This window comes from Terribacillus aidingensis (genome assembly GCF_040703035.1).
Taxonomy (GTDB): Bacteria; Bacillota; Bacilli; order Bacillales; family Amphibacillaceae; genus Terribacillus.
In genome coordinates, this window is sequence record NZ_CP159996.1 from 1,267,796 (window position 1) to 1,291,540 (window position 23,745).

25 protein-coding genes are annotated in these 23,745 nt (G+C 43.2%); 15 read left to right on the plus strand and 10 right to left on the minus strand.

Annotated elements, in window-relative coordinates; translation table 11 throughout:
* The first annotated feature begins 79 nt into the window (after positions 1–79).
* From ABXS78_RS06820 to ABXS78_RS06835, 4 genes are all read left to right on the plus strand, one after another.
* The gene (locus tag ABXS78_RS06820) at positions 80–1,435 is read left to right on the plus strand and encodes a cytochrome ubiquinol oxidase subunit I (RefSeq protein WP_366249466.1); all 1,356 of its coding nucleotides are present in this window, start codon (positions 80–82) and stop codon (positions 1,433–1,435) included.
* The gene (locus ABXS78_RS06825) at positions 1,432–2,445 is read left to right on the plus strand and encodes a cytochrome d ubiquinol oxidase subunit II (RefSeq protein WP_366249467.1); all 1,014 of its coding nucleotides are present in this window, start codon (positions 1,432–1,434) and stop codon (positions 2,443–2,445) included. The genes ABXS78_RS06820 and ABXS78_RS06825 overlap by 4 nt, the downstream gene beginning before the upstream one ends.
* Positions 2,446–2,505: 60 nt before the next feature.
* Positions 2,506–3,168 (plus strand): TrkA family potassium uptake protein, encoded by a 663-nt coding sequence (locus ABXS78_RS06830; RefSeq protein ID WP_095222978.1) that lies wholly within the window; start codon positions 2,506–2,508, stop codon positions 3,166–3,168.
* A 95-nt stretch (positions 3,169–3,263) separates the two neighbouring features.
* A complete protein-coding gene (locus ABXS78_RS06835) occupies positions 3,264–4,988 on the plus strand; it encodes a pyruvate oxidase (protein ID WP_095222979.1) in 1,725 nt (574 codons plus the stop codon).
* Positions 4,989–5,020: 32 nt separating this feature from the next.
* On the opposite strand, the gene rnjA is transcribed toward ABXS78_RS06835, so the two are convergent.
* Complete coding sequence (gene rnjA, locus ABXS78_RS06840; protein ID WP_095222980.1) at positions 5,021–6,688, minus strand: ribonuclease J1; 1,668 nt, start codon at positions 6,686–6,688, stop codon at positions 5,021–5,023.
* Positions 6,685–6,897, minus strand: a complete 213-nt coding sequence (locus ABXS78_RS06845) for a DNA-directed RNA polymerase subunit epsilon (protein WP_095222981.1) — start codon at positions 6,895–6,897, stop codon at positions 6,685–6,687. Before ABXS78_RS06845 ends, rnjA begins: the two co-directional genes overlap by 4 nt.
* 461 nt (positions 6,898–7,358) lie before the next feature.
* Here ABXS78_RS06845 and ABXS78_RS06850 point away from each other — a divergent pair, with 461 nt between their 5' ends.
* A complete protein-coding gene (locus ABXS78_RS06850) occupies positions 7,359–8,132 on the plus strand; it encodes a Cof-type HAD-IIB family hydrolase (RefSeq protein ID WP_366249468.1) in 774 nt (257 codons plus the stop codon).
* A gap of 32 nt (positions 8,133–8,164) precedes the next feature.
* Here ABXS78_RS06850 and def read toward each other — a convergent pair whose 3' ends face one another.
* Entirely contained in the window at positions 8,165–8,719 is a 555-nt protein-coding gene (gene def / locus ABXS78_RS06855; protein WP_095222983.1) for a peptide deformylase, read from the minus strand.
* A 179-nt stretch (positions 8,720–8,898) separates the two neighbouring features.
* Between def and ABXS78_RS06860 the strand changes: the two genes are divergently transcribed.
* From ABXS78_RS06860 to lpdA, 5 genes are all read left to right on the plus strand, one after another.
* Positions 8,899–9,552 carry a YkyA family protein gene (locus tag ABXS78_RS06860; RefSeq protein ID WP_366249469.1) on the plus strand — a complete coding sequence of 218 codons (654 nt, stop codon included), beginning with the start codon at positions 8,899–8,901 and terminating at the stop codon, positions 9,550–9,552.
* A gap of 401 nt (positions 9,553–9,953) precedes the next feature.
* Entirely contained in the window at positions 9,954–10,997 is a 1,044-nt protein-coding gene (gene pdhA, locus ABXS78_RS06865) for a pyruvate dehydrogenase (acetyl-transferring) E1 component subunit alpha (protein WP_170937536.1), read from the plus strand.
* 3 nt (positions 10,998–11,000) lie between these two features.
* Positions 11,001–11,978: an alpha-ketoacid dehydrogenase subunit beta gene (locus ABXS78_RS06870; protein WP_095222984.1), complete on the plus strand. Its 978-nt coding sequence runs from the start codon at positions 11,001–11,003 to the stop codon at positions 11,976–11,978.
* A 24-nt stretch (positions 11,979–12,002) separates the two neighbouring features.
* Complete coding sequence (locus ABXS78_RS06875) at positions 12,003–13,307, plus strand: dihydrolipoamide acetyltransferase family protein (RefSeq protein ID WP_366249470.1); 1,305 nt, start codon at positions 12,003–12,005, stop codon at positions 13,305–13,307.
* A 3-nt stretch (positions 13,308–13,310) separates the two neighbouring features.
* Positions 13,311–14,720: a dihydrolipoyl dehydrogenase gene (gene lpdA, locus ABXS78_RS06880; protein WP_366249471.1), complete on the plus strand. Its 1,410-nt coding sequence runs from the start codon at positions 13,311–13,313 to the stop codon at positions 14,718–14,720.
* 11 nt (positions 14,721–14,731) lie between these two features.
* Here the strand turns inward: lpdA and ABXS78_RS06885 are convergent, their stop codons facing one another.
* Positions 14,732–15,763, minus strand: a complete 1,032-nt coding sequence (locus tag ABXS78_RS06885; RefSeq protein WP_366249472.1) for a C45 family peptidase — start codon at positions 15,761–15,763, stop codon at positions 14,732–14,734.
* Between the two features lie 73 nt (positions 15,764–15,836).
* Positions 15,837–17,405 (minus strand): BCCT family transporter, encoded by a 1,569-nt coding sequence (locus ABXS78_RS06890; RefSeq protein WP_366249473.1) that lies wholly within the window; start codon positions 17,403–17,405, stop codon positions 15,837–15,839.
* Positions 17,406–17,614: 209 nt separating this feature from the next.
* On the opposite strand from ABXS78_RS06890, the gene ABXS78_RS06895 reads away from it, so the two are divergent.
* The gene (locus tag ABXS78_RS06895; RefSeq protein WP_366249474.1) at positions 17,615–18,442 is read left to right on the plus strand and encodes a polysaccharide deacetylase family protein; all 828 of its coding nucleotides are present in this window, start codon (positions 17,615–17,617) and stop codon (positions 18,440–18,442) included.
* A 25-nt stretch (positions 18,443–18,467) separates the two neighbouring features.
* Here the strand turns inward: ABXS78_RS06895 and ABXS78_RS06900 are convergent, their stop codons facing one another.
* Positions 18,468–19,940 carry an aminotransferase class I/II-fold pyridoxal phosphate-dependent enzyme gene (locus tag ABXS78_RS06900; protein ID WP_366249475.1) on the minus strand — a complete coding sequence of 491 codons (1,473 nt, stop codon included), beginning with the start codon at positions 19,938–19,940 and terminating at the stop codon, positions 18,468–18,470.
* A gap of 125 nt (positions 19,941–20,065) precedes the next feature.
* On the opposite strand from ABXS78_RS06900, the gene ABXS78_RS06905 reads away from it, so the two are divergent.
* A complete protein-coding gene (locus ABXS78_RS06905; RefSeq protein WP_366249476.1) occupies positions 20,066–20,335 on the plus strand; it encodes a UPF0223 family protein in 270 nt (89 codons plus the stop codon).
* 33 nt (positions 20,336–20,368) lie between these two features.
* Here the strand turns inward: ABXS78_RS06905 and ABXS78_RS06910 are convergent, their stop codons facing one another.
* Positions 20,369–20,992, minus strand: a complete 624-nt coding sequence (locus ABXS78_RS06910; RefSeq protein ID WP_366249477.1) for a DUF1054 domain-containing protein — start codon at positions 20,990–20,992, stop codon at positions 20,369–20,371.
* Positions 20,993–21,135: 143 nt separating this feature from the next.
* On the opposite strand from ABXS78_RS06910, the gene ABXS78_RS06915 reads away from it, so the two are divergent.
* On the plus strand, positions 21,136–21,324 hold the full coding sequence (locus tag ABXS78_RS06915) for a hypothetical protein (protein ID WP_176465728.1): 189 nt from the start codon (positions 21,136–21,138) through the stop codon (positions 21,322–21,324).
* Positions 21,325–21,362: 38 nt separating this feature from the next.
* Positions 21,363–22,166: an inositol monophosphatase family protein gene (locus ABXS78_RS06920; RefSeq protein ID WP_366249478.1), complete on the plus strand. Its 804-nt coding sequence runs from the start codon at positions 21,363–21,365 to the stop codon at positions 22,164–22,166.
* A gap of 24 nt (positions 22,167–22,190) precedes the next feature.
* Here the strand turns inward: ABXS78_RS06920 and ABXS78_RS06925 are convergent, their stop codons facing one another.
* The 3 genes from ABXS78_RS06925 to ABXS78_RS06935 all read right to left on the minus strand — a co-directional run bounded on the left by ABXS78_RS06925 (position 22,191) and on the right by ABXS78_RS06935 (position 23,158).
* Positions 22,191–22,355 (minus strand): DUF5325 family protein, encoded by a 165-nt coding sequence (locus ABXS78_RS06925; protein WP_176465729.1) that lies wholly within the window; start codon positions 22,353–22,355, stop codon positions 22,191–22,193.
* A 16-nt stretch (positions 22,356–22,371) separates the two neighbouring features.
* On the minus strand, positions 22,372–22,575 hold the full coding sequence (locus tag ABXS78_RS06930) for a YlaI family protein (protein WP_095222994.1): 204 nt from the start codon (positions 22,573–22,575) through the stop codon (positions 22,372–22,374).
* 118 nt (positions 22,576–22,693) lie between these two features.
* On the minus strand, positions 22,694–23,158 hold the full coding sequence (locus tag ABXS78_RS06935; RefSeq protein WP_366249479.1) for a hypothetical protein: 465 nt from the start codon (positions 23,156–23,158) through the stop codon (positions 22,694–22,696).
* 164 nt (positions 23,159–23,322) lie between these two features.
* Here ABXS78_RS06935 and ABXS78_RS06940 point away from each other — a divergent pair, with 164 nt between their 5' ends.
* Positions 23,323–23,613: a YlaN family protein gene (locus tag ABXS78_RS06940; RefSeq protein ID WP_038559874.1), complete on the plus strand. Its 291-nt coding sequence runs from the start codon at positions 23,323–23,325 to the stop codon at positions 23,611–23,613.
* Positions 23,614–23,745: the final 132 nt, after the last annotated feature.

Sequence of the window (23,745 nt, forward strand, 5' to 3'; positions counted from 1 at the left end):
TCTTTCTTTTGGGTAATTTTCTGTCCGCTGGGCATAACAAGTGAAGCGACTAATTCTTTACAGAAAGCAGGGATACACATTGTTTGCTTATGATAGTGTCATTTTAGCCCGGATGCTTACTTCCATGACGCTTGTCTTCCATATTATTTTCGCGACAATCGGTGTTGGTGTTCCATTATTGATCAGTGCTGCCGAATATGTCGGTATCCGGAAGCGAGATCCGAGTTATATTTTGCTCGCAAGGCGATGGACAAGAGGATTTGTTATTATTGTAGCTGTCGGAGTAGTTACTGGTACGGCAATTGGTTTGCAACTGTTTCTTCTGTGGCCGACATTCATGCAAATTGCAGGTCATGTCATCAGTCTGCCTTTATTTATGGAAACTTTTGCATTCTTCTTTGAAGCTATTTTTCTTGGTGCTTATATTTACACGTGGGATCGTTTTAAAGGACGATATACGCATTGGTATCTTTCACTGCCAGTCATCATCGGCGGCGGGATGAGTGCTGTGTTCATCACTAGTGTGAATGCCTTCATGAATACGCCGCAAGGATTTACGCTCGAAGGCAGGACGATCACGTCGGTCGAGCCGCTGAAAGCAATATGGAATCCGGCAACACCATCTAAGGTGTTTCATGTGCTGACTTCTTCGTATATGACCAGCGCCGCGATACTTGCTGCAATTACAGCATTCTTCATCTTGAAATACGGGAATAACAAATACTATAAGAAAGCTTTAAAGCTGACGATGATTGTGACATTGGTGTTTTCTATATTCACAGCTATCGCGGGAGATACATCAGCTAAGTTTCTAGCCACTTATCAGCCTGAAAAGCTGGCAGCGGCTGAATGGCACTTTGAAACGGAGAAGGGGGCAGACTTGATCCTCTTCGGAAGGTTAACAGAAGACAATGAAATTAAAGGTGCGATCCATCTACCGAAGATTCTAAGCTTCTTGTCTTTTGGTGATTTCAATAGTGAGGTCATAGGCTTGGACAGGGTGGATGCAGATCTGATACCTCCTTTGTGGATCCATTATATGTTTGATTTAATGGTCACTTTAGGAGCATACAGCATTATGATTAGTATGCTTTTCCTTCTGTTCATGTTCTGGAAGAAGAGAGATCAGTACAATAAGTGGTTATTACGTGCAATTGTAGTGAACGCTCCATTTGCTTTGCTTGCTCTAGAGTTCGGATGGATTTATGCAGAGGTCGGGCGGCAGCCGTGGATTATGCGCGGGTACTTGCGAGTTGCAGAAGGGGCAGTCTCATCACCATATGTGCATTATGCCTTTGCCATGTTCCTAGTTTTATACGTACTGCTCGGAACATTTGTCACACTGATACTTGTCAGACTTTATAAGAAAAATCCAATTCAGAAAGAATGGGAACAGCGGTTCCCAGATACGTTATTTGGAGGTGATCAGCGATGAGCTACGAAGTATTAGGGCTATCGGCCTTATGGTTTTTCCTGTTTGCCTACCTGATTATCGCTTCAATTGATTTTGGGGCCGGTTTCTTTGCTTACTATGCCAAGCAGACAAAGAAAGACCATATCTTAAACCGTCTGATTGCCCGCTATCTATCTCCTGTCTGGGAGATTACGAATGTATTCTTTATCTTCTTCTATTATGGATTGGCCGGTTTCTTTCCGGATGCCGGTTATTATTACGGATCCGCCATGCTTATACCAGGATCAATCATTCTCGTCCTGATTGGTATAAGGGGTTCCTTTTATGCCTTTGAGAATTACGGCTCACGCAGCAGCTTGCTGTACACGTTTCTTTATGGTGCCAGCGGTTTACTAATACCAGCTGCCATTTCAACAGGATTGACGATATCAGAAGGTGGCTTTTTACGCGAGGAGGGTGGCAGTATTCATTTACGCTATACAGAACTGCTTACAAACCCATTCTCATGGGCGGTCGTATTCTTGGCCATTGTCTCTGTACTGTATATCAGCGCCAACTTCCTGACTTATTATGCCAATAAAGCAGGGGATGAACCTGCAAGGAAAATATTGCGTTCATATGCGCTTTTCTGGTCTGCTCCGCAGATTATTGCCAGTTTAACGGCGTTCATCGCAATCAGCAGACAAAATCCGGAGCATTATAATAACATGCTCGATTTATGGTGGATGTTCGGCTTATCGATTCTATTTTTCCTAGCTGCTGTCTATTTCATTTACAAAGAAAGAAACTATGGACTGTCGTTCATATGTGTGATGCTGCAATTCTTCTTTGCTCTTTTAGGCTATGGAATCGGTCATATGCCGTATATACTGTATGATCAAATCCAAGTGACAGCTGACGCTACACTTCCGGAAATGGGCACGGCTCTTCTGCTTGCTTTTGCAGGAGGCTTACTCATGCTGATTCCATCATTGATACTCGTCATGCGGATGTTCCTATTCGATGCAGAGTATGTTAAAGGAAAGAAATAATACAACCTTGACTGTTTGTGATAGACTAGGATTAGTTTATAAGATAGTGGAGGAAGAACGATGAAGAGAGAGTTTGCAGTAATCGGATTAGGCCGCTTCGGAGGCAGCATCTGTATGGAATTGAGCCGGGAAGGATTCAACGTGCTGGCCATTGATATCGAAGAGGATAAAGTAAATGAATTTCGTAATATTGCATCTCATGCTGTGATTGCAGATACGACTGATGAACAAGTATTAAAAGAACTCGGTATCCGTAATATCGAGCATGTGATTGTGGCAATTGGTGAGAATATCCAAGCGAGTATTCTAACAACACTAATGCTTAAGGAACTTGGTATTAAGAAGATAACTGTCAAAGCTCAAAATGATTACCATGAAAAAGTACTGAGCAAAATAGGCGCCGATCATGTTGTTCATCCGGAACGTGATATGGGAAGAAGAATCGCCCATAAAATAATTAGCAACAACATTCTCGATTACTTGGAACTCAGTGATGAACATAGCATCGTAGAAGTGCGTGCAGGTAAGAAAATGGCTGGCAGATCTCTCATAGAGCTTGATATCCGAGCTGCATATGGCTGTAACGTAGTCGCTATAAAGCAGGCTAGTGATATAAACGTGAGCCCTTCGCCAGATGCGGAGCTTGAATCTGAAGATGTCTTGATTGTCATTGGTGCAGATCGTGATTTGGCACGCTTTGAGCGTTCTCTAGCAGATGATTGAACCCTTAACCCAAACAGTTGAACTGTTTGGGTTTTCTCATGTCTTAAAAAGGTTACATATAAAAGGAGTAAAAAAATGAAACGGGAGATGTTATCATGTTTGAAAGAAGAACCGGAGCAGTCCTTGCTGACCAATTAGTCGATTGGGGTGTAGATCATATATACGGCATACCTGGCGATTCGGTAAATGAATTCATCAGTGATCTACATAAGAAAGAGGACGAATTAAAATTCATTCAAGTCCGTCACGAGGAAGCCGGAGCACTTGCTGCTGCTGCCTATGCCAAGCTTACCGGTAAGCTTGGGGTATGTCTGTCGATTGCAGGACCTGGAGCAGTCCATTTGCTTAATGGATTATATGATGCGCGGGAAGACAAAGCACCAGTCTTAGCTATCGTCGGACAAGTGCCTAGCAATGAGCTGGGTACTGGAGCTTTTCAGGAAGTAAAACTGGAGCAGATGTTTGAAGACGTCGCTGTTTTCAATGAAAGGGCAGAATCATTTGAACAGCTGCCTGATCTTTTGAATCAAGCAATCCGGGAAGCATATGCCAATTCAGGAGTCAGTGTTCTTGTAGTCTCCGATGATCTATTCGCCGAGAAGCACCCGGAAAAGCCCGGTAAAACATCTGCCAATTATGCAAAACCAAGAATTGCTCCTGCTAGGCAAGATCTTGAGGAAGCAGTCAAATTGATCAATAAAGCAAAAAAACCGATAATTTTAGCGGGAAAAGGGGCAAAACACGCTCGTACGGAGCTGCTTACATTTGCAGAGCATATCAAGTCTCCGATTATTTTAAGCCTTCTGGCCAAAGGGATCATTCCTGACCATCATAGTTACTGCTTGGGGCAGCATGGGCAGATAGGAACTACACCATCTTATGAGGCGATTAATGAAGCGGATTTGCTGCTGCTTGTTGGTACCAGCTTCCCGTATCGTTCGTTCTTGCCGGACAATCTGCCAGCAATCCAAATTGATAACAAGGCAAGCGCAATTGGAAGTATCTATCCTGTAGAGGTCGGTTTGCCTGGGGATGCAAAAGAAGTGCTAGAAGAGTTGACAATGGCTGCCGAGGAAAAGGCTGAGACGGATTATATCGAAAAATACCAAGCTAAAATGAAAGAATGGCATACACAGCTTCAACTCCAGAAGAAAAGGGAGGAATCACCAATCCAGCCTCCGCAAATTATGTATGCTTTAGAAAAGAATATGGATAAAGATGCTGTCATTTCATCCGATGTAGGAAATGTAACTGTTTGGACTACGCGGTATTTACCTTTGACACAGCAGGATTTTGTTGTTTCAGGACGACTTGCAACGATGGGCTGCGGACTGCCTGGAGCAATTGCTGCCAAAATGGCATATCCCGATAAGCAAGCAATAGCCATATGCGGGGACGGCGGCTTCAGCATGAATATGCAGGACTTTGTCACTGCGGTAAAATACGATTTGCCAGTGAAAGTGATCGTCCTTAATAACAGTCAGCTTGGTTTAATCAAATTCGAACAAGCGACGATCGGTTCATCCAACTACGGAATTGATATGGGAGAAATGAATTTTGCTCAATTTGGTCAATCCTGCGGAGGCGAGGGCTACCGAGTGGAAAAATTCGAAGACTTGGAGACAAGTATCAAGCAAGCATTCCTCTCCGATAAACCAGCGATTATTGATGTGGTGATTGAAGATATGGCGCCGCTGCCAGGGAAAATTTCTTACCAGCAGGCTGTGAAATATACCGAATATCTGATAAAAGAATTCTTCTCCACCGGGAAAATAGAGCTCCCGAATATGAAGGAGTCAGTAAAACGCTTATTGAAATAAGAAAAGCCTGAGCGATAAGCTCAGGCTTTTTATTATACTTCCATGATGATAGGAAGTACCATTGGGCGGCGTTTTGTTTTTTCGAACAAGAACGGCGCAATTGTATCTGTAATTTCATTTTTGATTTCAGACCATTGTGTTGTTTTTCTTTCCATCACTTTATTCAAATGAGCAGAAACGATTTTTTGTGCCTCATTGATAAGGTCTTCTGATTCACGCATGTATACAAATCCGCGAGAGATGATATCCGGACCGGAAGCGATGCGGAATTCTTTCATATTAATGCTGACAACAACGATGACCAGCCCTTCTTCGGAAAGAATGCGGCGATCACGTAATACGATATTACCGATATCACCAATACCGCTGCCGTCCACATAAATGGAACCGGATGGAATCTTACCTGCAATGGCAGCACTATCTTTGCCTAATGCCAGTACATCTCCGTTATCCATGATGAATGAATTCTCTTCGCTAATACCAGTAAGCTTACCAAGTTTCATATGCTCTACTAGCATGCGGTATTCCCCGTGAATTGGCATGAAGTATTTCGGATTCATCAGGCGAAGCATTAGCTTTTGTTCTTCTTGACTGCCGTGACCGGAAGTGTGGATGTTATTCAATGCGCCATGGATAACATCAGCTCCTGCACGATATAGCATATTGATGATACGGCTAACACTGATTGCGTTACCCGGAATCGGTGAAGACGAGAAGACAACCGAATCACCAGGCTGAATTTGAATCTGACGATGTGTTCCGTTGGCGATACGAGAAAGTGCAGCCATCGGTTCACCTTGTGAACCCGTACATAGGATAACAACTTCATTCGCTGGCAGACGATTGATCTGATGCGAATCAATGAATGTTTCCTTCGGTGCATTGATGAATCCAAGTTCGATACCAAGGTTGATGTTCGTTTCCATGCTTCTTCCGAAAATGGCAACTTTACGACCTGTTTTCACAGCTGAATCAATTACTTGCTGCAACCGATGGATATTGGAAGCAAAAGTAGCGAAAATCAAGCGGCCATCAACACGTCTGAAAATATCGCTGATACTTTCACCAACAACACGTTCAGACATGGTGAATCCTGGTACTTCACTGTTAGTTGAGTCGGATAGTAAGCAAAGTACGCCTTCTTTACCGATTTCAGCCATTTTAGCTATGTCAGCTGGCTGTCCGACTGGAGTGAAATCAAATTTGAAGTCACCAGTATGCACGATGTTGCCAGGAGGGGTCTTGACGACTACACCGAACGATTCTGGAATACTGTGTGTTGTACGGAAGAAGCTGACAGAAGTCTTTCTGAACTTGATGATGTCATCTTCCCCATAAATGTTAAGCTTGGCATTACGCAAGAGGCCGTGCTCATCCAATTTATTTTTGATCATTCCCATTGCAAGTTTCCCTGCATAAATCGGAATGTTCACTTCTTTCAAGAGGTAAGGTACGCCGCCGATGTGGTCCTCGTGACCGTGAGTAATGAACAAGCCTTTAATTTTGTCTTGGTTTTGTACGATGTAAGTGAAATCAGGAATAACATAATCGATGCCGAGAAGCTCGTCCTCAGGGAATTTGATTCCTGCATCGATGATGATGATTTCATCCTGGAATTGGACCCCATACATGTTTTTGCCGATTTCTCCGAGTCCGCCGATGGCAAAAACAGCTGTTTGGTCATTTTTTACGAATTTCATTTCGCTTGCTCCAATTTGAAATCTTCGGATTGCTTCTCATATGCAAGATGCGCTTCATCGAGCGGCTGGATGAACTCGATGTTGATGTCACGATCTGCTAATGTGTTACGTACCTGTCTTACACTTTCCGCTTCCATGTACAAGCTTTTGGAACGCTCGCGTACAGGAATTTCGGATGGGTTTTCCTGATAAAATACTTTAAATACCATATCTATCTCTCCTATTCTTATGGTTGACAATTGCTTTATATCCATAACGAACGGAGCAAGTCTGTTTAAGAACCGAATTGCTGGCGTATTGCTATTCAGTTAGATCTTGTCCGCACGTAGTAGGCACTCGTCGTTTTTGGCCAAATAAATCTTTCCACCGTTTCTTTAACTTTTCCTTCAAACGCTTGAGCACACGAAGCAACTCCTTTCGTTTCGAGAAAAGCAAGAAAAAACGTTTACCCGTCCAATCCCTCTTACTTACAGTATAGTATGAAAACGCTAAGATGAAAACAAAAACACAGCATACTTTCAAAAAAACTGCCGATAAAAGGAAGGGATGGTTGTTTTCTCTTGGGATTCATGTAAAGATATTTTTCGACGAACCTGCATAACTTATACTCGATTATAAGAAGTAGAGAAGAAAGATGCAAGGGCAGGAACGACTAGGAGGAGGATGTACTATGGAGAAAAGAATCGTATTCCTTGATATCGATGGCACTATTCTGAACACAAAGGGTGAAATTCCTCAGGCAACAAAAGAAGCTGTTCAGGCATTGAAGGAGAATGGTCATTACGTTGCAATTGCGACAGGGCGGGCTCCGTTCATGTTTGAGGAAATCCGCAAAGAGCTTGGTATTAATTCTTTTGTAAGCTATAACGGTCAGTACGTCGTTTTCGAAGATGAAGTCATCTATCGTAATCCAATCAAAAGGGAGCACTTGCTGCATTTGTATGATGAAGCATCCGAGAAAGAGCATGCAATGGTGTTTATGGGAGATACGATCATGAAGGCTTCGGAAACGGATAATGAATTTGTGCGTGACAGCCTGGCGTCTCTTGGGTTTACATATCCGGAAATTGATAAAGACTATTTCCATCATGAACCAATTTACCAAGCGCTTCTATTTTGTGAGGCAGATGATCAAGAAGAATATTCCTCCCATCATAACCATGTCCGGTTCATTCGATGGCATCCGCTTTCCTGTGATGTCCTGCCTGGTGATGGTTCCAAGAAAATCGGGGTCATGAAATTACTTGAGGCGGCGGATCTTTCTGTAGAATTGTCTTATGCTTGCGGAGATGGATTGAATGATTTGGAGATGATCGAATTTGCCGGTACTGGTATTGTGATGGGGAATGCAGTGCCGGAATTGAAGGAGCTGGCTGACATCCAGACCGCCCATGTGGATGAAGACGGACTTGCGCTTGGCCTGAAAGAGGCTGGGTTGATATAAAAAAATGCGCACTCTGCGAGAGTGCGCATTTTTTATAATTCAATCGGTTTAGAGTTATCCGGCTGTGCGAAAGGATCCTCTTTATTAATTCGATCATAGAACATCGTTCCGTTTAAATGATCGATTTCATGCTGGAAGACAACAGCTGCATAGCCTTTCAGGCGCAGTTTGACTTCTTTACCTTCCAATGTGACAGCTTTAACTGTTATCCGGGAATACCGAGGTACATACCCAGGGATTTCACGATCAACCGAAAGGCAGCCTTCACCGCTCATCAAATACGTATGTTCGACAGAATGACTGACGATTTTCGGATTAAAAAGACCGTATTCATAGAAGGTACCATTAGGATCTTCGAAATAGACAGCTATCATGCGCTTGGAAATGCCGATTTGTGGTGCCGCAAGTCCTACGCCGGGACGCAGATCATACTTCGTCGCAATGTCCTCATCCTGGCTGTTTTTCAAGTATTCGAGCATATCTGTCAATGTTTGTTTATCTTCTTCCGATGCAGGCAGTTCCACTGCTTCTGCAACTTGCTCTAGAATCGGATTGCCTTCACGGATAATATCTTCCATGGTAATCATGCTGATCACTCCTTGCACTGTTACTTTTCCGTTCTATAGTGTATCACAAGAATGTCTGTCTGACACAAGAACAAGTTTGAGGACTCGTTTATCGTATTTCTTTCACGAATTTTCTGTTTGGTATACAATGTAGGGGAATACATAGAAGCTGTGGGAAACATGGCAGAGGAGGATACGTTTTGCGCAAGTTAGGATTAGGCATACTCCTGATGGGGAGCGCTGTGGGACTCACTGCATGTAATAATGCGTCGCCGGAGGAGCAGGTATACAATCATTTGGAGGAAACTGTATCTCTGGAATCAGGATATGTCGAACAGCAAGAGTCTTTGGCAGATTTGGAAAAGAAAGAACAGGACTTATATAATGAGATTTTGCAGCTGGGCACAGATGAACTGGATCAAATCAAGAGTAAATCCCAGGAAGCAATCGACGTGATCGGACAGCGTAAAGATGCGCTTGCGAAAGAAAAAGAGAGCTTGGATGAGGCGGAAGCTGAATTCGAGGAAGTGGATTCTATCATTGATGAGCTGGAAAACGATGATGCAAAGCAGAAGGCACAGACACTATATGAAACGATGGAAGCACGTTACAGTGCATATGACAAACTCCATGAAGCATATACGAAAGTGCTGGATGATGATAATACACTGTATGACATGTTCCAGCAAGATGACATTACGCAGGATGAATTAACCAGCCAAATCGAAAAGATTAATGCAGGTTATGAAGAAATCAAATCGGCCAATGAAGAGTTCAATACTCAGACAGAGGCATTTAATGAGCAAAAACAGCAGTTTTATGAAGCTGCGGGTCTGAATGTAGAGAACGAATAAGGAGAAACCCTTTTCCCAGAGTGAAAAGGGTTTTTTTAATTGTACTGATACAGTGTTAACATATTGTGTAGTACAGTTGAGGATTAGAGAATTGCGAAGATTTCTTTAATACCGTTTTCATAAATTATCAGCAATATCTAATCTAAGTTGTTGACGTTTTCCGGCAAGATAAGCTAAACTATAACAGGACATGAATTGTATCACTATTTGTTATCATGATTTATGTAACAGTTTTGTGTACTTCTGTTGTAACCGGTTAAACGAGGGGATGCAGCGGGTACAGTAAACTATTGTGGTACTTCCAGTGTTTTTGGAAAGGCTATTACAGTAAATATAGTTCTAGGAAGGATAGGTGACTAGCTTTGAAACGTACGCTAGAAGGTATTGAAGAACAGTTTGAAATGCTTCAGATCCTTAACGAAAATGGCGAAGTTGTAAACGAAGAAGCTTTGCCGGATTTGTCAGATGAAGAATTGAAGGAATTAATGCACAGAATGGTGTATACGCGCATCCTTGATCAGCGCTCCATTGCATTGAATAGACAAGGTAGACTAGGATTCTATGCTCCTACAGCAGGTCAGGAAGCGTCCCAGCTTGGTACGCATTTCGCTTTGGAGAAAGAAGATTTCATCTTGCCTGGTTACCGTGATGTACCGCAGCTTATCTGGCACGGTCTTCCACTTTATCAAGCATTCCTATTTTCCCGTGGTCACTTCCATGGAAACCAATTCCCTGAAGGTGTGAACGCGCTAAGCCCGCAGATCATCATCGGTGCTCAGTATACTCAAGCAGCTGGTGTTGCATTAGGTATGAAACGCCGCGGCAAGAAATCCGTTGCAATCACTTACACAGGTGACGGCGGTACTTCTGAGGGAGACTTCTACGAAGGTATGAACTTTGCAGCAGTATATGATGCACCGGCTATCTTCGTTGTACAAAACAACCATTTCGCGATCTCTGTTCCACGTGAGAAACAGACTAAAGCGAAAACGTTGGCACAAAAAGCAGTTGCAGTTGGTATTCCTGGAATCCAAGTAGACGGCATGGACGTACTTGCTGTATATGCAGCTACAAAACAAGCTCGTGAGCGTGCGATCAACGGTGAAGGTCCTACTTTGATCGAAACACTTACTTACCGTTACGGCCCGCATACAATGGCTGGTGATGACCCAACTCGCTACCGTACAGAAGAAATGGATACTGAGTGGGAAAGACAAGATCCATTGGTACGTTTCCGCAAGTATTTGGAAGCAAAAGGCCTATGGTCAGAAGAAGAAGAAAACAAAGTGATCGATCAAGCGAAAGAAGAAATCAAAGCTGCGATCAAAGATGCGGATAACTATCCGAAAATGAAAGTATCCGACTTGATTAACAACATGTACGAAGTACTTCCTTCTAACCTTGAAGAACAATTGGAAGTGTACAAAGAAAAGGAGTCGAAGTAAGTCATGGCACAAATGACAATGATCCAAGCAATCACTGATGCTCTCCGTACGGAACTGAAGAATGACGAAAACGTTATGGTCTTCGGGGAAGACGTTGGTAAAAACGGCGGCGTATTCCGTGCTACTGAAGGTCTGCAAGCTGAATTCGGCGAGGACCGCGTATTCGATACACCACTTGCAGAATCTGCAATCGGCGGTATGGCTGTAGGTCTTGCGATCGAAGGCTTCCGTCCAGTTCCTGAAATCCAATTCTTTGGCTTCGTATACGAAGTTATGGACGCAATCAGCGGACAATTGGCTCGTTTGCGCTACCGTTCCGGCGGCACGCAAAACGCTCCTGTTACAATCCGTGCGCCATTCGGCGGCGGTGTGCATACTCCTGAGTTGCATGCGGATTCCCTTGAAGGACTTATGGCACAACAGCCTGGCCTTAAAGTAGTTATCCCATCCAACCCTTACGATGCAAAAGGTCTTTTGATCTCTGCGATCCGCGACAACGATCCAGTTATCTACCTTGAGCACATGAAACTTTACCGTTCATTCCGTGAAGAGGTTCCTGAAGAGGAATACACTGTTGAAATCGGAAAAGCTGCTGTTAAACGTGAAGGTACTGATGTAACATTGATCGCTTATGGCGCAATGGTACAAGCTTCTTTGAAAGCTGCAGAAGAACTTGAGAAAAACAATGTATCTGCTGAGGTTATCGACTTGCGTACTGTAAGCCCGATCGACCTTGATACAGTTCTTGCATCTGTCAAGAAAACTGGCCGTGTTGTAGTAGTGCAGGAAGCACAGCGTCAAGCTGGTATTGCAGCTCACTTGATTTCTGAGATCCAAGAGCGTGCTATCCTTCATCTTGAAGCACCAGTAATGCGTGTCGCTGCACCGGATACTGTATTTGCTTTCTCACAAGCAGAAGAAGTATGGCTTCCAAACCATAACGACATCGTGGAAAAAGCAAACGAAGTAATCAATTTCTAATAGCAGAATCAGGAGGTAATTATTTTGGCTTTCGAATTCAAAATGCCGGATATCGGTGAAGGTATTCACGAAGGTGAAATCGTAAAATGGTTCGTCAAAGAAGGCGACACAGTAGCAGAGGACGACGTACTTTGCGAAGTCCAAAACGATAAAGCAGTTGTAGAGATCCCATCTCCTTACGAGGGTACAGTAAGCAAGATCTCTGTAGGTGAAGGTGAAGTAGCAATCGTTGGTGATACACTTATCACTTTCGACGGCGAAGCTGGCGATGCTGATGGCGGAGATGCTCCGGCTCCAGCTGAGCAAGAACAGACTTCCATCCAAGCTAATGGTACGGAATCCAACGAAACTGTTGAAAAAATCAAAGAAGAAGGCCCTAAAGCTGAAGCTGGCGAAGCTCCATCTGGCGATCTAATCATCGCAATGCCTTCTGTACGCAAATATGCTCGTGAGCAAGGCGTAGACATCAAACAAGTATCTGGTTCTGGTAAAGGCGGCCGTGTACTAGCTGAAGATATCGACAGCTTCAAAAACGGCGGCGCTGCGAAAGCTGCTCCACAAGCTGAAGCTGCTAAAGAGCCTGCTGCAGAACAAAAAGCATCTGCTCCAGTTGTTTCTGGTGATGAATACCCTGAATCCAGAGAGAAAATGAGCGGTATCCGTCGTGCGATCGCTAAGGCGATGGTTACTTCTAAAACTACAGCTCCTCACGTAACGTTGATGGATGAAGTAGATGTAACTGAGCTTGTTGCTCATCGTAAGAAATTCAAAGCTGTTGCAGCTGAAAAAGAAATCAAGCTTACGTATCTTCCATACGTTGCCAAAGCGCTTGTTTCTGTATTGAAAAACTTCCCGATCTTGAACTCTTCCATCGATGATGCGACAGACGAGATCGTTACAAAACATTATTACAACATCGGTATCGCAGCTGACACTGAAAAAGGTCTTCTTGTACCAGTTGTAAAAAATGCGGATCGCAAATCCATCTTTACTATTTCCCAGGAAATCAACGAGCTTGCTGTTAAAGCTCGCGATGGAAAACTTGCTCCGAATGAAATGAAAGGTGCTTCCAGCACTATTTCTAACATCGGTTCTGCAGGCGGTCAGTGGTTTACTCCGGTAATCAACTACCCTGAAGCAGCTATCCTAGGTGTAGGACGTATTGCTGAAAAAGCAATCGTTAAAGACGGCGAGATCGTTGCAGCTCCAGTGCTTGCACTTTCTCTAAGCTTCGACCATAGAATCGTTGATGGTGCAACTGCTCAAACAGCAATGAACCACTTGAAACGTCTATTGGCTGATCCACAACTAATCATGATGGAGGGATAATAAATGGTAGTAGGAGACTTCCCAATCGAATTAGATACTCTTGTGGTAGGTGCGGGACCTGGCGGCTATGTAGCTGCCATCCGCGCTGCACAAGAAGGGCAAAAAGTAACAGTAGTAGAAAAAGGAAACCTTGGCGGTGTTTGCTTAAACGTCGGCTGTATTCCTTCTAAAGCATTGATCCAAGCTGGCCACAAAGTGGAATACGCTCATGGTGATGCAGATCTTGGTATCTCTACTGAAGGTGCGAAAGTAGACTTCTCTAAAGTACAAGAATGGAAAGCTAGTGTTGTAAACAAGCTTACATCTGGTGTTGGCGGTCTATTAAAAGGTAATAAAGTAGATGTAGTCAGCGGTGAAGTTTACTTCGTAGATAAAAACACTGTTAAAGTAATGGATGAGAAGAGCTCTCAGACTTACACTTTCAACAACTGTATTATCGCAACTGGTTCTACACCAATCGAGCTTCCTAGCTTCAAGTACACTGATCGTGTTCTGGATTCAACAGGTGCTCTTAACCTTAAAGAAATTCCTAAGAAACTAGTCGTTATCGGCGGCGGTTACGTAGGAATCGAGCTTGGTACTGCTTATGCTAACTTCGGTACTGAAGTTACTGTCCTAGAAGGATTGAAAGATATCCTTGGCGGTTTCGAGAAACAAATGACATCACTTGTTTCCCGTAAACTGAAGAAAAAAGGCGTAAACATCGTTACTGAAGCTATGGCTAAAGGCGTAGAAGAAACTGCTGACGGCGTAAAAGTAACATATGAAGCAAAAGGTAAAGAAGAAACTATCGATGCTGATTATGTACTTGTAACAGTTGGTCGTCGCCCGAACACTTCCGAACTTGGTTTGGAAGGAGTAGGAATCAAGATGACTGACCGCGGTCTTATCGAAATCGATGAGCAATGCCGTACAAACATCGAGAACATCTATGCAATCGGTGATATCGTAGAAGGCCCGCCACTTGCTCACAAAGCATCTTACGAAGGTAAGATCGCAGCGGAAGCAATCAGCGGTAAACCATCTGCTATCGATTACAATGGTATTCCGATGGTAGTATTCTCTGAGCCTGAACTTGCTTCTGTAGGTCATACAGAGCAGTCTGCTAAAGATGCTGGCTACAAAGTAAAAGCTGCTAAATTCCCGTTTGCTGCAAACGGTCGTGCACTATCTCTTAACGACAGTGATGGTTTCATGAAACTTATCACTCGTGAAGAAGACGGTGTTGTCCTTGGTGCTCAAATCGCTGGTCCTAACGCGAGCGATATGATTGCTGAGCTTGGCCTTGCGGTTGAATCTGGAATCACAGCTGAAGATATTGCACTTACAATCCATGCTCACCCATCTCTTGGTGAGATCACTATGGAAGCTGCCGAAGTTGCAATCGGTACACCTATCCATATCGTAAAATAATAAGAGAGAGCCTATCCCTCAGGGATAGGCTCTTTTTTTATTTCTCCATATAATCGGTCTAGTTTTAAGTTGTTGCCAGTAAACCAATCCTCTATGTTTAGTTCCAGCCGTTTACCTCGAGATAATGCCGTCATTAATTGTTTGGTTTTAAAAGAGTAAGCAAAGGTATGTAAAGTACCAAACAGCCGATTATAGTCGTCGAAGAAAAGGGGAGAAGCGGGATCAGAAAATAAATCAAATAATTCCTGCTGAGACATTGTGGAGGTCTTGGTGTTCAGAAGGAAATTTTCCCGTTTTGCGGAACTCGTCATATCTTGTCGATTAAAAGCTTTTAAATCGCCGTGCTTAAAGTGGTTGACACAGTTTAAACCTGCACTTGAAGACAGGGCGCAAACCTTCTCAGGAATGACTTCAATGACAGCGTGTGCACCATTTGCATCTCCAACTGAGAAGTTGTAGCAAGCTGCATGCGGAAGCTCTTTGAATAGATCAATGACTTGCTGAGTTGTTTCACACGTATCAAGAGCAATTCTAAGAACAGTCCAAGCAGATAGGCCTTTTCGGTATCCCTGATTACTGACAAAGTGCAGACCTATTGTCAATCCTTTTTCGTTTACCCCATCATGTCTGCCAATTATCTGCAGGTTATACCCAATCGATCCATATGCCTCTTCTGGCGCTATAAAACTAAGGCAATGATCGTAAAGGGAGGGGCTGAAATCATAATTGCGTACGTAGTGGTACTGATCAACATAAGCGGAACAGCCAAGAGCATGCTGCCTTGGCATATTATAGCCACTGAATTGTACAGCCGCGTCCTTTAGCGTCACACTCAAGCCATCTGCCAAACCCTGCAGTTCATCTATTAAATGAGGGGCATACTGTGAAAACAAAGCTTTAATTTCTTCATAATCTGATTTCTGAGAAGAAAACTGGCTGAATTGCTGGAGAATCGGGTTTTTAGAATAAACATTAGCCGTTTTCTTACCTATTTCATATATACTTCCTCTAGCCTGTATGATGGCAGCTTGTATTTCTTCCATTAAATCACCTCTTCTGCAGACTAAAGTTCGATAAAATACTAAAAAAATCCTGCCAAAAGAAAAGACAGGGGAATTAATCCCTTGTCTTTTTCGTAGGTTGTTTTGGTGTGTTATCCAGATTCAAACGTTGTGCTTCTTTTTTTAGGGTAATGATAAGCGATATAACGACTAAAATCAAAATGATCGCAAATGGAAAGGCAGCAATAATCGAAGCAGTCTGCAATGCGCCTAAACCGTCCTCACCGCCAACCCACAATAGTATTGCAGCAGTTGCGGACTGAACCAATCCCCAAATCAATTTCACTGACTTAGAAGGATTCAGATCACCATTCGTAGTCTGCATACCTAAAACGAATGTGGCAGAGTCTGCGGAAGTGATGAAGAAAGTCGCTATTAGCAGCAATGCTAATACCGAAAGAATCATACCGCCAGGAAGCTGTGTCAGCATAGCGAACAATCCTACTTCTTCACCAAGTGCTGAAATGTCGCTAAACAGATCGATGTTTTGGAAGTATTCCATATTGATTGCTGTAGATCCAAAAACAGCGAACCATATTGCGCCAAATATGGTCGGAACAAGAAGTACACCAGTAACGAATTCTCTAATTGTACGTCCTTTTGATACTCTGGCAATGAAAGTTGCGACAAATGGTGCCCATGCAATCCACCATGCCCAATAGAACAATGTCCAATCTCCAATCCAGGAGTTATCTGTATCATATGGCGTTAAACGCAAGCTCCATTCAGGAAGATGCTGCACGTATTGTCCAAACGATGTGACAAAGGAATCAAGAATAAAATTAGTTGGTCCCAGCAAGAGTACAGCGAGCATTAGCAAAACAGCAAAGATTATATTAGCATTACTAAGAATTTTAATTCCTCTGTCCAGGCCGCTGAGTGCTGAACCAATAAATAGTACAGTAACAATTACGATAATAAGCAACTCAGTGGTGAATGTCGGTTCAATGCCTTCGAATAGATAAGAAATCCCGCCACTAATTTGTATTGCGCCAAGACCAAGTGAAGTAGCTACACCAAAAATTGTCGCAAATACAGCAATTATATCGATTACTTTTCCAAGAGGACCAAATACACGTTTTCCGAATACCGGTTCCAAGATTGCACTAATCACACCGCCACTTGATCGTTTGCGGAAGGTGAAATAGGCAATTGCCAAAGCAAGAGTAGCGTATATTGCCCAGGGATGCAGACCCCAGTGGAAAAAGCTATAGGAGATGGCGGTCGTACCAGCTTCAGCAGTTCTTGCTTCATCGACCACGCTTGGAGGAGAGTTAAAGTGGTTAAGAGGTTCAGATGCTCCCCAGAATACTAAGCCGATTCCCATACCAGCACTAAATAGCATCGCGAACCAAGATATGTAACTATATTCCGGTTCATCGTCTGGCTTACCTAATGTGATTTTTCCATACTTAGAGAAAATAAGGAAAAATGCAAAACCTAATAGAAGTGTAGCAGTTATTAAGTAGAACCAGCCAAAACGGTCGACAAGAAAATCTTGAATTACAGTTGTTACATTATTTACGTTTCCGTTTGGAAGTAGAGACTCTGGAATGCTTCCCCAAATCAAGAAAGCAATGACTATTCCCATACCCCACCAAAAAACGCTTGTTGTTTTCTTCATAAAACAATCCTTTCTGCTTTAAAGCTCGTATAATTTGCGTAAATGACCATTATAACAACCTCTACTTCAAGTTCCTACCCATTCCGACAAATTAGTAAACCATGACCAGTACATTTCTACTAAACTCGACACGATACGATCTTCTTGCATTACAACTCCAATACTTTCCTCTATAATGGCAGTATTATGTAAAAGTGGAGGTTTTTCTAGTGAAGAGATTCTTAGTATTTCCCATGCTCCTCTGCCTATCCGGCGTGTTGATCAGCGGTTGTGCCAGCTCGGAGCAGACGAGTACTGAGTCAAATCAAGCCGCAAGTACGGAGGGTGCTACTTCTGAACTGAAACAAACTGCGGAAAAAAATGCAGATCAGCAGGAAGCTGACGAGAAACAGGAGGAACAGCAAGAACCGCAATATAAAGTTTCGGAAGTCTCTTCTATTGTACCGATTGACGATGCTGAACCGCAGGTCGCACTTCTGACATTTGATGACGCTCCCGACAAACATGCGCTTGAAATAGCTGAATCGTTGAAGAAAGCTGATGCACCAGCAATATTTTTCGTGAACGGTCACTTTTTGACAACTGATGAAGAAAAGGAAACATTGAAGAAAATTCATGACATGGGGTTTGCAATCGGGAACCATACATACAGTCATGCCAATCTGAATGATCTGACCGACGAAGAAGTAAAAGAGGAAATTCTCATAGTGAACGAAGAAGTCGAGGAGATCATTGGAGAAAAACCTGAATTCTTCAGAGCTCCGTTTGGAGAGAATACAGACTACAGCAGACAGCTGGCTGAAGATGAGGGAATGACGGTGATGAACTGGACTTATGGATACGATTGGGAAAGCCAGTATCAGGACAGTGATGCTTTAGCGGATATCATGGTAAACACGGAACTGCTAGGCAATGGAGCCAATCTCCTCATGCATGATAGAGAATGGACAGCTCAAGCTGTACCAGACATTGTGACAGGCTTAAAAGATAAAGGCTATGAGCTTGTGGAACCAGATACAATAGAGCGACCTTCATAAAAAAACTCCCCATACGGGGAGTTTTTTATTGGAAAGCATGGTGTTCTTTAATAACGCGGATATATTCAATCGATTCATCCATCAAACCTTGTACCGGCAGGCCGGCTTCCAGATTTCTTTTTATATAGCTGATATTATCGATACTGATGATTTCACCTGGAATGAAAATCGGGATTCCTGGCGGATAGACCATGATGGATTCAGCACTGATCCGGCCTTCTGCTTCTGCAAGCGGAATTGCTTCTATATCTGCATAAAAAGCATCGCGGGGACTTAAGGATAAGACAGGTATTTCTGGTATAGATACCTCAATTTCGACTGCAGAAATCTGTGCTTGACGAAGATCTGCCAAATCTGTCAATGCATCTATAAGCTGCTGAATTTCCACAACTGTATCAGCCGGTGTTACCAAAAACAGCAAGTTATACAAGTCGGATAGTTCAACCTCGATATTTTTTTCTTTTCGCAGCCACCGTTCTGCTTCGCTGCCGGATATACCGAGCTGTTTTACAGACACAAGCAGTTTGGTAGGATCCATGGCAAAAGCAGCCTCTGACCCAAGAATTTCCTCACCAGCACAATATAGGCCTTCTATGGCGTTGATGCTTTGCCGAGCATCATTTGCCAGCCGGATGGCATGTTCGTTCATCTCTTGACCCTTGGTGGCAAGCTGGCGGCGTGCTGCATCCAAAGATGCAAGAAGTATATAAGAAGTACTCGTCGAAGTAAGCATGGAAAGGACCGTTTGAACCTGTTCATGACGTACCAAACCCTCACGCAGATTCAAAATGGAGCTTTGCGTCAGTGAACCTCCCAGTTTATGGACACTGGTTGCAGCAAGGTCTGCTCCTGCAGCCATGGCTGATACAGGCATTTCATCGTGAAAGTGAATGTGAACACCATGTGCTTCGTCAACTAGAACAGGGATTTCATAACTGTGGGAAATCTCTACGATACGTGCTAAATCGGCAGCAACACCAAAGTAGGTCGGATTGATGACGAGAACAGCTTTTGCATCCGGATTCGCTTCCAATGCTTTTTCTACGGCTTCGGGAGTGATACCGTGCGATATACCTAGCTTATCATCCACTTGAGGATGTACGAAGACAGGTATCGCTCCAGAGAAGATGAGCGCGCTGGTCACGGATTTATGGACGTTCCGTGGGACGATGATCTTATCTCCAGGTTTACATACACTCATTACCATTGCCATGATCGGAGTGCTTGTTCCCTGGACCGAAAAGAACGTATAGTCCGCTCCGAAAGCTTTAGCAGCAAGCTGTTGTGCTTCTTGGATCATCCCATGAGGGTGATGTAAATCGTCCAGAGGTTCTATATTTATCAAATCGATGGAAAGAGCATTCTCACCTATAAATTCCGAGAATTCTTTATCCATTCCTTTGCCGGTTTTATGTCCTGGTATATGGAACTGTAACGGTTTGTTCGCTGCATGCTTGCGCACACCATCGAACAGTGGTGCTTGATCTTGTGAAAACATCTTAGCTGACACCTCTTTACAAGTTAAAAACAAAAGAATTATAGCAAAACTGCGACACGATTACTAGCGTCGCATGGAAAGTTATTTTCGTGTTACACTATTATCCAGGGAAAAGGAGGGATAGAATGAATTACAGCTATCCAATTGATGAAACATGGACGAAAGAGGAAATCATTGACGTAGTGAATTTCTTCTCATTAGTGGAGCGTACATATGAAGATGGAAGCGTACGGGAAGATCTGCTGCTCGCGTATGAACGTTTCAAGAAAGTTGTACCTTCAAAATCAGAAGAAAAACAGCTGGACGCTAAGTTTCAAAAGGATTCTGGTTATTCCAGCTATAGAGCAGTCCAGAAAGCTAAGGCTGCTCCACCGAGGGCAAAAATAAATATGTAAACAATCCCTTCCTCATACAGGAAGGGATTTTTGTTATACGGGCTCGTAAGCCGCCTGTTCGTATAGGATAGCTGTATGTTTTAGGACATCCTGACATACCTTAAGGAAAGCTTCCTTAGAAGCAAGCGCAGGGTCATCGGGCTGCAAATGAATCCCGCATACTAGTTCTGCTTTTTTGACATGCTGCAGTCGATCTGCGATTTTGTCGTATAGCTCTTCGGAAATAGGAGAAGCATCGGGTTTCATATGATCCATTGACCAGACGTAATGAGAAGGAATGGATTCGATAATCTGCTTTTTTGCTTCTGTCATTTTCTGACCGAGTGTTTCCTTTAACGGGCTTTCATAAATAAGGGCAAACTGAACAAAAACATGTGTACCCCACAACCCTATTTGAAAATGAGGCAGCTTTTTATATCCGCGTTTGCTAGATGCAAGAGCGGACCATGTGTCGTTTGGTGCGTTCTTCGTGCGTCGTGCATGCTTAGCTACATGGACATACATATCATGGTCTGTCACTTGTTCTGCGAATGGAGCTAGTTCTGTCGCGATCATCTCCAATTTTGGAGAGAGGCGGCTGCGAAGCACTTCCATTCTTTCATCTAAACCATCTATTGTAAAAACATCGAAATCTTCTTTTGTGAATAATGCTGTCATTAATGTCACTCCTTGCAGAAATCTTCCTTCATCATACCCGTCCAATAGGTAAAATGCAAGCAAGGAAAGGTTTACAAACCGCACTGCAGTGGTAAAAAGAAACAACTTGATAGGATGGTATAAATAGATAGGAGGAGATGAAGATGCGTGATGTAATGGAGGCGTTACGAAAAAGGGAAGCTCAAGAGAAGGTGCCTGCTATACGTCTTGAAATCGATTATTATCTAGTTACTTTACATGATGCCATGCAGGAGGAAGATGACAAAGCAGTGAAGGAAGCAAAGGCGAAGCTTCGTGTACTTAGCGAGCAATTGAATCGGTTCGAATCGTGAATTATTTGTGATAAGCTAGTGGAAAGAATGGGGGCCACATGATGGAGCAATCAATGAAGCATACATTGCATAAGCAAGCACAACAGTGGGTGTTGGAAGCGGGACAGCTTATCAAAGAGAAAATGGATGAACCATTGGAGATCATGACAAAGTCAAGCCCGAAAGATCTTGTAACAAAGATGGATAAAGCAGTGGAATCTTTCTTTTTGGAAAAAATACGCGAGAACTACCCATCACATAAAGTGTTAGGGGAGGAAGGTATTGGAGAAGCTGTTTCTGAGACGAAAGGCACAGTCTGGATAATCGATCCGATTGACGGAACGATGAATTTTGTCCATCAGAAATCTAACTTCGCCATATCAATAGGCATTATACATGATGGTGTTGCGGAAATAGGAATCATTTACAATGTGATGGAGGATACACTCTATCATGCAAAGCGCGGCGAAGGAGCCTTCAAGGATGATTTTCAGTTGCCAAATCTTCCTGAAAAGACGCTCGATCAATCGATCATAGAGCTCAATCATTTCTGGCTCTGTCCCAATCGCCGTGTGAATGAAGAAAAGCTGCAGCAGCTCGTCTATCGTGCAATGGGGACGCGGGCTTATGGATCAGCGGCATTGGAGCTGGCTTTTCTGGCTGAGGGGATTACAGATGCTTACTTAACCTTCAGTCTGCAGCCCTGGGATTATGCTGGCGGATTTGTAATCCTGCAAGAAGTAGGAGGAAAACTGACCGATGCAACAGGGGAGCCCGTCGATTTTCTGAATAAGACAACAGTAGTCGCAGCCAATGGCAGCATCCACGGGGAATTGATCAAGGATTATATCGAATTGAAATAAAAAAGACGGGCTAACCCGTCTTTTTTACTGTCCTTTTCTTTTTGCGAAGATACCAGCACCCATAATGAAGAAACCGGCGATTATCGCAACTGTCATTAAACCATAGTTTTGATAGCTGATCGTCACGCCTGCTGCTACGAAGCAAGCAATAACCATTATTGCAGTCAGCAAAGCTAATCCCTTTGACATCGTCTCACCTCATTTATTAAATTAAAGGTTCATCTGTCTTCTTTTCCCGGTATAAATTGAAGTTCCCGGTCGCTTTTCGTTCCTTCGTCCGCAATGAGATACGGTCTGAGCAATCGCTGCATATATGCATGGTATTGCGCCGATTCCGCAGTTTCTTTGCATGCGGACTGCCTTCATCTATTTCTTCGACTTTATCGCAAAGTACACATTTTACACGCATGCTATCACCTCAGGAGAGTATAATACTTTTCCAGTTTACCATACGGGATGCTATTGTGTGTATCTTTCAAAAAGTCTCTATCAGTCATATCCGCTTCCGGTAGATTATAAACAGGAACTCAGCAGATCTTTATTTGACGGATGGCTTTAATTGGATCTTCTTTTCTGCTGGGCAGGTAACAGTGGGCAGGTCCGGTTTCTTTAATGCTGCGTCCATCTACTGCGAACAGAAACATACTTTCCTTAAGCTCGTCCAATGGTACAATTTCTTCACCAGTGTCTGTCAGAAATACCGCATGCGTGGCATCTGCTTGTATACTGGCCGTGTTGAGGAAATCGGAGATAGGCATAACATAACTGTTTTCAAGTGCCAGCTTTCTTTCGGCCTTAGTAAGGCTCTTATTGATAGGCGGCTTCATTTTTTGCTGATAAACAGAACGATCCCAGTGTTTTTCTTCCGAAGCGGGAACTGACTCGACCTCTTTAAAAGCGTTTTCAAAAAGGATTTTGCGATCATCAAAAATCCAGACGGATGGATCAAGTGTTAGTGGAAAATCCACTTTGCCTGTCAGGGTGATTACCATATAGTGACACTTCCTTTTCCAGTAGTATCTATAGATACAGCTTAACATAAAGAATGTGACAATTGACAACGATTCGACAAAAATATTAGCTGGACGTGTCTTGCAATTTAGCAGGACTACCGCTAGAATTGTATAGAAGAAGTCTGTTTAACGGAGGGATAATATTGATATCTGAGATCACCGTTAGTAATCAAGAGAAAGCATATGCCCTTCTTTTGGCGGATGCTGATAAAATACTTAAACTAATCAAAGTACAGATGGACAATTTGACCATGCCTCAATGTCCGCTTTATGAAGAAGTACTCGATACTCAAATGTTTGGTTTGTCACGTGAGATAGATTTTGCAATTCGATTGAATCTCGTAAAAGAAGAAGATGGAAAAGAGCTTCTTGAAAACTTGGAAAGGCAATTGAATGTGCTGCATGAGGCAGCGCAGCGGTCTATGCGTCCTTAATGCTTACGGCCGCCTGCAATTGCTTGTACGGGCATCCCATACGAAAGATGAAACCCCATTGCCCTTTTATTCGGCGGGGTTTTTTTATTATTCTATGAATCTGGCGGTTTGTAACGATCGTAAAATACATAC